Below are 11,916 nucleotides of genomic sequence, written 5' to 3'. Positions count from 1 at the left end.
GTGCAGGCCGGCGGGTCGGCGTACCAGCCGGAGTTGCCGGCGCCCCGGGTGATCTGGAAGCCGCTGCCGACGCAGTTGTGGATCGGGTTGGACTGCGCGATGTGGGTGGCCACGACGTTGGTGAAGGTCGCCGTGCCCGGCGACTGGATCTGGAGGGCGTAGGTACCCGCGCCGTCGATCTTGATGTTGTCGAAGTGCAGCCCGTTGGCCGCGCCCTCGATGAGGTGGATCGCGGCGTACGAGCTGTCGAGTATCTCCGTGTCGGAGATGTTGATGGTGGCGTTGATGGGCTCGTTGAGCCCGCTGAACCAGATCGCGCCGACGCCGAAGCGCCAGTTGAAGTCGTTGTTCCCGGTCCGGATCAGGGTGTTGCGGGCCGCTGTCGTGGTGCCTGAAACGGCTGTGCCCTGACCGGAGTTGACGCCCGGATAGCGGTTGGCGACGTGCAGCCCGCCACCGTTGGTGATGGTGTCCGACATGACGTTGTCGGAGATCGTGATGTCCTTGCCGCCGTACGTCACGATGTTATTGGCCAGGATCGGCAGCACCACGGTGTTGAACGTGAACTTGTTCTTCACGTTCGGGACGTTCTCCGCCCACATCGCCAGACCGTCGTCACCGGAATTGCGGACGAAGGTGTTGGTGACCGTGGAGTTGGTGACGCCGTAGTGGAAGTTCACGCCGTCGGCTGTCTGGTCCAGGATGCGGCTGTTCTTGATGGTGAAGTTGTCCATCGGACCGTCCATCCAGGCACCGCACTTGGTGTGCTGCATCCAGACGTTGTCGACGGTGGAGTTCGACAGCGCACCGCCGATGGCGTTGACCTGATCGTCGTCCACCCGTTCCTGGATGTCGCCGATGATGGCGAAGTCCTTGAGCGTGACGTTGCTGCTTCCGCCGTTCGCGGCGTACTTGCCGTAGACGCCGACGGCCTTGCTCCGGTTCGAGGGATCGCGCCCGGTCAGCACGGAGTACCAGGGACCGGCACCGCGCAGCGTCACCTTGTCCACGACGATGTGGTCGCGGACCTGGAAGGTGCCCTGCGGGATGTAGACCTCCTTGCCCTGTGCCTTCCCCGCGTCCACGGCCGCCTGGATCCTGGCGGTCGAGTCCGCTGCTCCGGTCGGGTCGGCGCCGAAGTCGGAGACGACGTCGAGTGCGCCCGAGGGCTTGGCGGTCGGCGCGGCCACCTGCTCGAAGTCCGCCAGGTCGATGGTGAACGACGGTGACGCGGAGGTGGAGGAGACCCGCAGCCTGACCTTCGTACCGGCGGCGAGGGTCGACCCGAACATGGTCCGGGCCTCGTCGTAGAAGTGGTGCGGATTGGTGTCGCCCGGATTGTTGTTGAAGGGATAGCCGCCGTAGTACCAGCCGTACTTGGAGGTGACCGGCACCGCCTTCGGTGATCCGCCGTTCACCAGCACGTCGATCGAGGCGTCCCGGCCCGATCCGGCGGCGCTGTCCGGCAGCGAGTAGCGGAAGGACATCGCGTTCGCCGGTGCGGTGAGCGTGAACTCCACGTACTCGCCGACGGCATCCAGCGTTACGGCCTGCCGGCCCGAGGCCTCGGAGGGCAGCGTGCCGTACAGCCGGTTCGGGCCGATCAGTGTGCCGTTGGTGGCCGCGTACTCGGCTTCCTGCTCCTTGAACGGAACGGTCGCCCCGCGACCGGGAACCGCCATGGGGGAGGGGGCGGGTACCCCCGCCGCCTGGGCGGGGGGAGCGCTGGACATGACCACGGCGGCAGCGGTGCCGAACGCGGCGAGGGCCAGCGAGAGAGAGGCGGATATGGAGCGTCTGAGCAACTGGCGTCTGGGAGGTGGGGTCACGTAACAGTCGTCCTTGCGGCTCGTGGGGCTCTTCGGACGCCCCACAGGCTAGGAGCAGTGCCGCAAGGACGTCTATGCCGGTGCGCAAAATTCTGCTTGAGATACTCAAATTCATGACTCAAACCTGTGAAGAATGCGTGATGTGGAGTGCTTGCTCGCCTACGAGGGCGAGGCGTGTCGGGCTCCGGTGGGCCCCCGTGTGCCGACAGGCTTCGCCCGCAAAGAGGTGCGGCCGGGTCGGCCAGCTGATCTACGGGGGCTGTGCAAAAATTTGCATTCATGTGTAAAAAACGGCTGTCGCCGAGGGGGGTGAGGTGGCCCGGCGGCCGGGGAAACCCGGACATCGCCATCACCCGCACCGGAGACCTCGATGTTGTTGTCCGGGTTGGCGCGCTGCTCCGCCGTGGTCGGCCGAAGGCGCGCGAAGCCCACGAGGCCGGCCACCGTCGTCGAGGCATGAGGTCGACGGCCCGTACCGGGCGGGGGCGGAAACCGGGGGAAGAATCAGACACCCTTCTTCTCCGTCTGCGACATGACGCAGCCGAGGATGCCCCAGGAAGTGCGGCCGTCCATGATGCCGGCGAACCGGTCACCGGCGCACAGGAAGAACAGCATCGTCAATGTGCCGAGCACGCCCCCGCGGCATGAATGGGCCCCGGATGCCGGGAGCGTCCGGCCCTGTGGATTTGATGTGCCGCCGCGATGGGGAATGCTGCTCGGCCGCATGTTCGGAAACGGATGCAAGGGCTTTGTTCCGTGGGCCGCGCCCACCGCCACGTTCTCGCCGGGGGCGCGGCGGCAGGCCGGCAGGAGTGGCGATGGCGCCACCGATCGGGCGGAAAGGATCTCCCATTGCCTTGAGCAGCTGACCTGCCATTGAATATCCCCTGCTCAGCGCCTGTCCGGCAGATCGGGGACTGGGCCGCTCGTCCGTATCATTCGGCCTGTTCGGAACCTTCCGGCCCGGCGGGGTATCTGACCACGAGTACGGACCGTGCCCCGACCGGAGGAGCTGTTCAAAATGCTGCGTCGCGTTCGTGTATTGCTGTTGACCGCCTTACTGGTGGTGACGGGATCGGTGATTTCGTCCGCCCCCGCCTCTGCCGTTATCGGTGGATCGAAGAGCACGTACGGTCCGTGGGCGGTGCGCATGCTCATCGACGGCACCCCGGCGTGCACCGGGACGGCGGTCGCCCGCCAGTGGATCATCACCGCCTCGCACTGCTTCTTCGAGCAGGGGGAGCCGATCGCCGACAAACGGATCTCGTTCCGGGTCGGCAGCCTCGACATGCGGAAGGGCACCACGGTGCGCCCGGTGCCCCGCGGCCGGGTGGGAAGCGCGCGGGCCGACATGATGCTCGTCAAGGTCCCGCCGATGAAGGTCCGCACGGCTCGCCTGGCCACAGCCGGTGTCCACCCCGGCCGGACCGTGCGGCAGTACGGGTGGGGCGCCACCTGCACCGGGGACGAGAATACCTGCCAGTCGCCGGTGCTCAAGCAGTCGGTCCTGCGGGTCCTGCGGCCGGACGACCCCCGGTGCGAGGGCTACACCGTGCCGGACGGTTCGGACTTCTGCATGGCGAAGGTGTCCGGGATTCCCGCCGGCGGCGACTCCGGGGGCCCGGTGATGAGCATCGCCCCACGCGGCACCGAAACCCTCCTCGGCGTCTTCGACGGCTCCGACCGGGAGAAGACCGCGGGAGCCGGCGAGATCGCCCGGCAACTCACCTGGATTCGCTCGGTCATCCGGTGACAGTCCGGGTGGAACGTGGACCCGGCGTCTGTCCGGCGGAGCGCGTTCGAGAGCACAACTGCCTTTCCGGGGACGACCGCTGAGGGCGGGAGCCGGGCACGCGTCGGGCTCCCGCCCGAGCGGAACCGGGGACGGTCGTGGAATGCCGGCGCGTGTCCTCCCGGGACATGCACGAGGGCCCGGATGCTGGGGAGCATCCGGGCCCCTCGTGCATGACGTGCGTGAGCCGTTACGGCAGCTGCGCCGCCCGTGCCTCGCGCCGGTTGTCGCGGAAGGTGTTCACCCGGCGGGCGGTCGCGAAGAGCGGGATGACCGCTCCCAGGACCACCTGGAGCGCACAGCCGGTCTGGAGCAGCAGCTGACCGCCGGGGGCGTCGAACGCCCAAGCGGCCAGGAGCCCCATCGCGGCCACGATCCAGCCGAGCATCGCCACCGCGAGGACACCCCGCGGCTTGGGGTACTCGACCCGGCTGACCATCAGCCACGCCACTCCGACGATCGCGAGCAGCGTCGGCACGAAGGGCAGCTCCAGGAGCACGATCGAGATGACCGTGAGCGCTCCGAAGGGGCTCGGCATGCCCTGGAACATGCCGTCCTTCAAGGTCACACAGGAGAATCGCGCAAGCCTGAGCACCACCGCCAGCAGCACGACGATCGCCGCGAGGGCCGAGACCCGCTGGTGTGCGTCGTCCGCGACCATGCCGTACACGAGGACGAAGTACGCCGGGGCGAGCCCGAAGCTGACGAGGTCCGAGAGGTTGTCCAGCTCGGCGCCCATCGGCGAGGAGCGCAGCTTGCGGGCCACGAGTCCGTCGAACAGGTCGAAGATCGCGGCCATGAGCATCAGGATCACGGCGGTGGCCGCGGAGTGCCGGGCCATGCCGCTCTCGTCGCTGCCCGTGAGGTGCGGGATGAGGATGCCCGTGGTGGTGAAGTACACCGCCATGAAACCGCATGTGGCGTTACCGAGAGTGAGGGTGTCCGCTATCGACAGCCGCATCGAGAGCGGCATGTCCTCGGTGTCGTCCTCGGTGTCCGCCTCGGGCACCCAGCCTGCCTGTGTCTCAGGATCAATCACGGTCAATTCGAGTCACCCCCGCGGTGGTGGCCTGGCCGACCTCGACCGCGACATCGATACCTTCCGGAAGGTAGATGTCGACCCGGGAGCCGAACCGGATCAGGCCGATCCGCTCGCCCTGGTCCACCTTCGTGCCCTGCGGGACGTACGGGACGATGCGGCGGGCGACGGCGCCCGCGATCTGCACCATCTCGATGTCGCCGAGCTCGGTGTCGAAGTGCCAGACAACGCGCTCGTTGTTCTCGCTCTCCTTGTTGAACGCCGGAACGAAGCCACCGGGGATGTGCTCGACCGATGTCACCGTGCCGGCCAGTGGCGCGCGGTTGACGTGGACGTTCAGCGGGCTCATGAAGATCGCGACGCGGGTGCGTCCGTCCTTCCACGGCATGATGCTCTGCACCACGCCGTCGGCCGGTGAGATGACGCGGCCCTGGGTGATCTCGCGCTCGGGGTCGCGGAAGAACCACAGCATGCCCGCCGCGAGCGCGGTGGTGGGCACGGCCACGGCCGCCCAGCGCCCGGACCTGCGGGCCCGGGACAGGCTGAGTGCGGCGGTGGCGACGGTCGGGAGGAGCCACGGCGAAGCTCCGCGTGCAAGGCGGACCCCGCCGCGTGGTGCAGAGGTATGGCTGTCGGGCATGGATGACCTTCGTAGCGGATGATGCCGCGCTGGCAACGGGGGACGGCGGCTTTTCCGGCGATGTTATCGGTTGCGGACCGCAACTGGGCAAGCCAGCAGCCGAGTCGGACGTCTGGAAGGCACCGGATGAGGATGACAGGGTGTGATCTTCTTCGCGGTTAAATCACCGCGAATGGGGCAATCAACCCTGGAAGCGGTACTCCTCGAGGAGTCGGCGCCCGATGATCATTTTCTGGATCTCGGCGGTACCTTCACCGATCAGCAGCATCGGGGCCTCCCGGTAGAGGCGCTCGATCTCGTACTCCTTGGAGAAGCCGTAACCGCCGTGGATCCGGAAGGCGTCCTCGACGACTTCCTTGCAGTACTCGGAGGCGAGGTACTTCGCCATCCCTGCCTCCAGGTCGTTTCGTTCCCCGGAGTCCTTTTTGCGCGCTGCATTTACCATCATCGCATGCGCGGCCTCCACCTTGGTGGCCATTTCGGCCAGCTTGAACTGGATCGCCTGGTGCTGGGCGATCGGTTTTCCGAAGGTGTGGCGCTGCTGTGCGTAGGAAACACCCAGCTCGAATGCACGCTGTGCGACGCCGCAGCCACGTGCAGCGACATTTACCCGGCCGACCTCCACTCCGTCCATCATTTGGTAAAACCCTCGACCGGTGGTGCCGCCGAGTACACGATTGGCTGGAATACGTAGCCCGTCCATGATGAGCTCGGTCGTGTCGACGCCCTTGTAGCCCATTTTGTCGATCTTCCCGGGGATCGTGAGGCCGGGCCGGACCTCGCCGAATCCGGGCTCCTTCTCCACCAGGAACGTCGTCATCGACTTGTGCGGCGGTGTGCCCTCGGGGTGGCCTTCGTCGCTCCGGCACAGAACGGCGACGAGAGTGGACGTGCCGCCGTTCGTCAGCCACATCTTCTGGCCGTTCAGTACGTACTCGTCGCCCTCCCTGACGCCCTTGGAGCTGATCGCCGCGACGTCGGAGCCCAGGGCCGGCTCGGACATCGAGAACGCGCCGCGCACCTCGCCCAGCGCCATCCGGGGCAGGAACGTGTCCTTCTGCTCCTGTGTGCCGTGCTGCTTGAGCATGTACGCCACGATGAAGTGCGTGTTGATGATCCCGGACACACTCATCCAGCCGCGGGCGATCTCCTCCACGCACAGGGCGTACGTGAGCAGGGACTCACCCAGCCCGCCGTATTCCTCGGGAATCATCAGCCCGAAAAGTCCGAGTTCCTTGAGGCCCTCGACGATTTCGGCCGGGTACTCGTCACGGTGCTCCAGCTGGGTCGCGACCGGAATGATCTCCTTGTCGACGAAATTCCGGACCGTGGAGAGGATTTCCTGCTGGACATCGTTGAGGCCGGCAGTCTGGGCGAGTCGGGCCATGGCTACTTCTCCACGTTCTTCTGCGAAGGCTGCTTCGGCTCCGGGCGGCCGGGCTGTTCCCCGCCCCGCTCCTTGATGTACGTCTCTGTGGGGACCATCACCTTGCGACGGAACACGCAGACCAGCGTGCCGTCCTGCTTGTGTCCACGAGTCTCCACATAAACGATTCCGCGGTCGCTCTTTGACTTCGACGGAGTCTTGTCCAGGACCGTCGTCTCGCCATACAGCGTGTCGCCGTGGAAGGTCGGCGCGACATGCTTCAACGACTCGACCTCCAGATTGGCGATCGCCTTTCCGGAGACGTCCGGCACCGACATGCCGAGCAGCAGCGAGTAGATGTAGTTGCCGACGACAACGTTCTTACCGAAATCGGTCGTCTTCTCCGCGTAGTTGCTGTCCATGTGCAGCGGGTGATGATTCATGGTCAACAGGCAGAAGAGGTGGTCGTCGTATTCGGTGACGGTCTTTCCGGGCCAGTGCTTGTAGACCGCACCGATCTCGAATTCCTCGTAGGTGCGTCCGAACTGCATATCAGGCCTCCGGAGCTTCGAACTTGGAGGTGCGCTGCATGCCCGCCGCACGGCCCTTGCCCGCGATGACCAGCGCCATCTTGCGGCTGGCCTCGTCGATCATCTCGTCGCCGAGCATCGCCGAGCCCTTCTTGCCGCCCGCCTCGGAGGTGCACCAGTCGTAGGCGTCGAGGATCTGCTCGGCGTGGTCGTAGTCCTCCTGCGAGGGCGAGAAGACCTCGTTCGCCGCGTCGACCTGGCCGGGGTGCAGCACCCACTTGCCGTCGAAGCCGAGGGCCGCCGCACGGCCCGCGACCTCGCGGTACGCGTCCACGTCGCGGATCTGCAGGAACGGGCCGTCGATCGCCTGGAGGTCGTGCGTGCGGGCCGCCATCAGAATGCGCATCAGGATGTAGTGATACGCGTCCGCGCCGTACCCGGGCGGCTGCTGGCCGACGACCAGGGTCTTCATGTTGATCGAGGCCATGAAGTCGGCCGGGCCGAAGATCAGGGTCTCCAGGCGGGGCGAGGCGGCGGCGATGTCGTCGATGTTCACCAGGCCCTTGGCGTTCTCGATCTGCGCCTCGATGCCGATCCGCCCGGCCTCGAAGCCCATCGTCTTCTCGATCTGGGTGAGCAGCAGGTCCAGGGCGACGACCTGCTGGGCGTCCTGGACCTTCGGCAGCATGATGCAGTCGAGGTTGGGACCCGCGCCCTCGACGACCGTGATGACGTCGCGGTACGTCCAGTGCGTCGTCCAGTCGTTGACCCGCACGACCCGGGTCTTGCCCGTCCAGTCGCCGTTGTTCAGCGCGTCGACGATGTGGTGCCGGGCGCCTTCCTTGGCGAGCGGCGCGCAGGCGTCCTCCAGGTCCAGGAAGACCTGGTCGGCCGGGAGGCCCTGGGCCTTCTCCAGGAACCGCGGGTTCGAGCCGGGCACGGCCAGACACGAGCGGCGGGGACGCAGGCGGTTGACGGCAGTCATGCGGGGACCTCCAGAGGGTCGAGCTTGTTCGCTTTCCGGATCTCGTCGACGATACGGCCGATGATCTCCGTGATGCCGAAGTCCTTCGGGGTGAATACGGCGGCGACACCGGCTTTGACCAGGGCCGCGGCGTCGGCGGGGGGAATGATCCCGCCGACGATCACCGGGATGTCGCCCGCGCCGGTCCGGCGGAGCCGGGTCAGCACGTCGGGCACCAGCTCGGCGTGCGAGCCGGACAGGATCGACAGGCCGACGCAGTGCACGTCCTCGGCGACGGCGGCCGAGACGATCTGTTCGGGCGTGAGGCGGATGCCCTGGTAGACGACCTCGAAACCGGCGTCGCGGGCGCGTACCGCGATCTGCTCGGCACCGTTGGAGTGGCCGTCCAGGCCCGGCTTGCCGACCAGCAGCCGCAGCCGGCCCGCGCCCAGGTCCGCGGCGGTCCGGGCGGCCTTCTCGCGTACGAGCGCCAGCGGGGTGCCCTCCTCGGCCGTCACCGCGACCGGGGCGGACGACACCCCGGTCGGTGCGCGGAACTCGCCGAAGACGTCGCGCAGCGCCCAGGACCACTCGCCCGTGGTGACGCCGGCGCGGGCGCACTCGACGGTGGCCTCCATCATGTTCTCGGTGCCCGCGGCGGCCTTCTTCAGGACGGCCAGCGCCTCGGTGGCGCGGGCCTCGTCGCGGTTGTCCCGCCACTCGTGGAGCGCGGCGACGACCTTGGCCTCGATCGAAGGGTCGACCGTCATGATCGCGGCGTCGAGATCGGCGGTGAGCGGGTTGGGCTCGGTGCTCTCGTAGATGTTGACGCCGACGATCTTCTCGTCGCCGCCCTCGATCCGGGCCCGCCGGGCGGCGTGCGAGGAGACCAGCTCGGACTTGAGATAGCCGGATTCGACGGCTGCCATGGCGCCGCCCATCTGCTGGATCCGGTCGATCTCCGCCAGCGAGTCGGTGACCAGCTCGTCCACCTTGGCCTCGATGACGTGGGACCCGGCGAAGATGTCCTCGTACTCCAGCAGATCGCTCTCGTGGGCGAGTACCTGCTGGATACGGAGCGACCACTGCTGGTCCCAGGGGCGCGGCAGCCCCAGCGCCTCGTTCCAGGCGGGCAGCTGCACCGCGCGGGCCCGGGCGTCCTTGGAGAGGGTGACGGCCAGCATCTCCAGCACGATGCGCTGGACGTTGTTCTCCGGCTGCGCCTCGGTCAGGCCGAGCGAGTTGACCTGGACGCCGTAGCGGAAGCGGCGCTGCTTGGCATCGGTGATGCCGTACCGCTCCCGGGTGACCCGGTCCCAGATGCGGCCGAAGGCGCGCATCTTGCACATCTCCTCGATGAACCGGACACCCGCGTTCACGAAGAAGGAGATCCGGGCGACGACATCGCCGAACTTCTCCTCGGGCACCTGCCCGGAGTCGCGCACCGCGTCGAGGACCGCGATGGCCGTCGACATGGCGTACGCGATCTCCTGGACCGGGGTGGCCCCCGCCTCCTGGAGGTGGTAGCTGCAGATGTTGATCGGGTTCCACTTGGGGATGCGGTTGACCGTGTACGTGATCATGTCGGTGGTCAGCCGCAGCGAGGGGCCGGGCGGGAAGACGTGCGTCCCGCGCGAGAGGTACTCCTTGACGATGTCGTTCTGCGTGGTGCCCTGGAGCTTGCCCGCGTCTGCGCCCTGTTCCTCTGCGACCACCTGGTAGAGCGCCAGCAGCCACATCGCGGTGGCGTTGATCGTCATCGAGGTGTTCATCTGCTCCAGCGGGATGTCCTGGAACAGCCGGCGCATGTCGCCGAGGTGCGAGACGGGCACGCCGACCCGGCCGACCTCGCCGCGGGCGAGGATGTGGTCGGGGTCGTAACCCGTCTGGGTCGGCAGGTCGAAGGCGACCGACAGGCCCGTCTGGCCCTTGGCGAGGTTGCGTCGGTAGAGCTCGTTGGACGCCTCGGCGGTCGAGTGGCCGGCGTACGTCCGCATGAGCCAGGGGCGGTCCTTCTGGCGGCCGCTCATGTCAGATGTTCCGGAATCGGTTGATGGCGTCGATGTGCTGCTCGCGCAGCACCTCGTCGCGCACGCCCAGACCTTCGCGCGGTGCCAGTGCCAGGACGCCGACCTTGCCCTGGTGGAGGTTGCGGTGCACGTCGTACGCGGCCTGGCCGGTGTCCTCCAGCGAGTAGACCTTGGACAGTGTCGGGTGGATCTTCCCCTTGGCGACCAGGCGGTTGGCCTCCCACGCCTCGCGGTAGTTGGCGAAGTGCGAGCCCACGATCTTCTTCAGCGACATCCACAGGTAGCGGTTGTCGTACTCGTGGGTGTAGCCCGAGGTCGAGGCACAGGTGACGATCGTGCCGCCCTTGCGGGTCACGTACACACTCGCGCCGAAGGTCTCGCGGCCCGGGTGCTCGAAGACGATGTCGACGTCCTCGCCACCGGTCAGTTCCCGGATGCGCTTGCCGAACCGCTTCCACTCGCGCGGGTCCTGGTTGTGCTCGTCCTTCCAGAACTTGTAGCCCTCGGCGTTGCGGTCGATGATCGCCTCGGCGCCCATCTTCCGGCAGAGCTCGGCCTTCTGGTCGCTGGAGACGACACAGATGGGGTTGGCGCCGCCGGCCAGCGCGAACTGCGTCGCGTAGGAACCCAGGCCGCCGCTGGCGCCCCAGATCAGCACGTTGTCGCCCTGCTTCATGCCCGCGCCGTTGCGCGAGACGAGCTGGCGGTACGCGGTGGAGTTGACCAGCCCGGGGGCCGCGGCCTCCTCCCAGCTGAGGTGGTCCGGCTTCGGCATCAGCTGGTTCGACTTCACCAGGGCGACCTCGGCCAGCCCGCCGAAGTTGGTCTCGAAGCCCCAGATGCGCTGCTCGGGGTCGAGCATCGTGTCGTTGTGGCCGTCCGAGGACTCCAGCTCGACCGACAGGCAGTGCGCGACGACCTCGTCACCGGGCTTCCAGGCGTTGACGCCGGGACCGGTGCGCAGGACGACGCCCGCCAGGTCGGAGCCGATGACGTGGTAGGGCAGGTCGTGGCGCCGGGTGAGCTCGCTGAGCTTTCCGTAGCGCTCCAGGAAACCGAAGGTTGCCATCGGCTCGAAGATCGAGGTCCAGACGGAGTTGTAGTTCACCGAACTGGCCATGACGGCGACCAGTGCCTCGCCCGGGCCGAGCTCGGGCACCGGCACCTCGTCGAGGTGCAGGGACTTACGGGGGTCCTTGTCACGGGTGTCGAGCCCGGCGAACATCTCCGTCTCGTCCTTGTGCACGGTCACCGCGCGGTACGACTCGGGGATGGGCAGCGCCGCGAAGTCCGCGGCCGTGCTGTCCTGCGATTGGATCGCGTCCAGGATTTCCTTCACGGTGTGCCTCCGATGGAGCTGCGTTTGAGGGAACGCTTGAGGGTCCTGCGAAGCAGGGGGAGCGGTGGTGCGTGGAGGTGTGCCGTCGGTTCGGCGGGCGATGCTTCGGCTGCTTGCTCTGTGGAGCAGAAGGGTTTGCCTGTGACGCAGGCGTCCGGGCGCGCAGGCACCTGGCTTGCGGGGACAGCCGGCGTACGTGAGGTCTCAGCACGCCGGCCGCCCGGACGACTTCAACGTATGGCACTCCGTGACAGCTGGCAAGGCACTGGGTGCCAGCAATTTCCCTCAATTGTCGTCCGGGTGCCACGCATGAGCAACACGGGGGGCGTTTTGGTGCGTTGTGCCCCGTCGTGGAGGGGGCGGTCAGGCGGTGGGGCGGTCAGGAAG

General features: G+C 67.3%; 10 protein-coding genes. 1 reads left to right on the top strand and 9 read right to left on the bottom strand.

Going from position 1 to position 11,916, the window contains the following annotated elements; all coding sequences use genetic code 11:
- Nucleotides 1-1,829 (bottom strand): glycosyl hydrolase family 28-related protein (locus tag J1C73_RS13230; protein WP_207316543.1); only part of this gene is annotated, 1,829 nt, incomplete at its 3' end.
- A 504-nt stretch (nt 1,830-2,333) separates the two neighbouring features.
- Complete coding sequence (locus J1C73_RS35495; protein ID WP_278186550.1) at nt 2,334-2,462, bottom strand: hypothetical protein; 129 nt, start codon at nt 2,460-2,462, stop codon at nt 2,334-2,336.
- A 388-nt stretch (nt 2,463-2,850) separates the two neighbouring features.
- On the opposite strand from J1C73_RS35495, the gene J1C73_RS13225 reads away from it, so the two are divergent.
- Complete coding sequence (locus J1C73_RS13225) at nt 2,851-3,582, top strand: S1 family peptidase (RefSeq protein WP_207316542.1); 732 nt, start codon at nt 2,851-2,853, stop codon at nt 3,580-3,582.
- Between the two features lie 229 nt (nt 3,583-3,811).
- Here J1C73_RS13225 and pssA read toward each other — a convergent pair whose 3' ends face one another.
- The 7 genes from pssA to ccrA form a co-directional block, all read right to left on the bottom strand.
- A complete protein-coding gene (gene pssA, locus J1C73_RS13220; protein WP_185095561.1) occupies nt 3,812-4,630 on the bottom strand; it encodes a CDP-diacylglycerol--serine O-phosphatidyltransferase in 819 nt (272 codons plus the stop codon).
- A 22-nt stretch (nt 4,631-4,652) separates the two neighbouring features.
- Nucleotides 4,653-5,300 carry a phosphatidylserine decarboxylase gene (locus J1C73_RS13215; RefSeq protein ID WP_024489890.1) on the bottom strand — a complete coding sequence of 216 codons (648 nt, stop codon included), beginning with the start codon at nt 5,298-5,300 and terminating at the stop codon, nt 4,653-4,655.
- Nucleotides 5,301-5,481: 181 nt separating this feature from the next.
- Nucleotides 5,482-6,687, bottom strand: a complete 1,206-nt coding sequence (locus tag J1C73_RS13210) for an acyl-CoA dehydrogenase family protein (protein ID WP_123464007.1) — start codon at nt 6,685-6,687, stop codon at nt 5,482-5,484.
- A 2-nt stretch (nt 6,688-6,689) separates the two neighbouring features.
- Nucleotides 6,690-7,217: a MaoC family dehydratase gene (locus J1C73_RS13205; RefSeq protein WP_123464009.1), complete on the bottom strand. Its 528-nt coding sequence runs from the start codon at nt 7,215-7,217 to the stop codon at nt 6,690-6,692.
- Nucleotide 7,218: 1 nt separating this feature from the next.
- Entirely contained in the window at nt 7,219-8,181 is a 963-nt protein-coding gene (locus J1C73_RS13200) for an HpcH/HpaI aldolase/citrate lyase family protein (RefSeq protein WP_123464012.1), read from the bottom strand.
- The gene (locus J1C73_RS13195) at nt 8,178-10,190 is read right to left on the bottom strand and encodes an ethylmalonyl-CoA mutase (protein ID WP_207316541.1); all 2,013 of its coding nucleotides are present in this window, start codon (nt 10,188-10,190) and stop codon (nt 8,178-8,180) included. Before J1C73_RS13195 ends, J1C73_RS13200 begins: the two co-directional genes overlap by 4 nt.
- 1 nt (nt 10,191) lies before the next feature.
- Complete coding sequence (gene ccrA / locus J1C73_RS13190; protein WP_207316540.1) at nt 10,192-11,529, bottom strand: crotonyl-CoA carboxylase/reductase; 1,338 nt, start codon at nt 11,527-11,529, stop codon at nt 10,192-10,194.
- Nucleotides 11,530-11,916: the final 387 nt, after the last annotated feature.

It is taken from the genome of Streptomyces laculatispora (assembly GCF_017353455.1).
Taxonomy (GTDB): domain Bacteria; phylum Actinomycetota; class Actinomycetes; order Streptomycetales; family Streptomycetaceae; genus Streptomyces; species Streptomyces laculatispora.
This window is presented reverse-complemented; position numbering and strand designations above follow the sequence as displayed.

Coding starts and splice junctions, on each gene's coding strand:
- J1C73_RS13200 (WP_123464012.1), bottom strand. CDS start 8,181: ATGACTGCCGTCAACCGCCTGCGTCCCCGCCGCTCGTGTCTGGCCGTG.
- J1C73_RS13215 (WP_024489890.1), bottom strand. CDS start 5,300: ATGCCCGACAGCCATACCTCTGCACCACGCGGCGGGGTCCGCCTTGCA.
- J1C73_RS13195 (WP_207316541.1), bottom strand. CDS start 10,190: ATGAGCGGCCGCCAGAAGGACCGCCCCTGGCTCATGCGGACGTACGCC.
- J1C73_RS13210 (WP_123464007.1), bottom strand. CDS start 6,687: ATGGCCCGACTCGCCCAGACTGCCGGCCTCAACGATGTCCAGCAGGAA.
- J1C73_RS13225 (WP_207316542.1), top strand. CDS start 2,851: ATGCTGCGTCGCGTTCGTGTATTGCTGTTGACCGCCTTACTGGTGGTG.
- J1C73_RS13205 (WP_123464009.1), bottom strand. CDS start 7,217: ATGCAGTTCGGACGCACCTACGAGGAATTCGAGATCGGTGCGGTCTAC.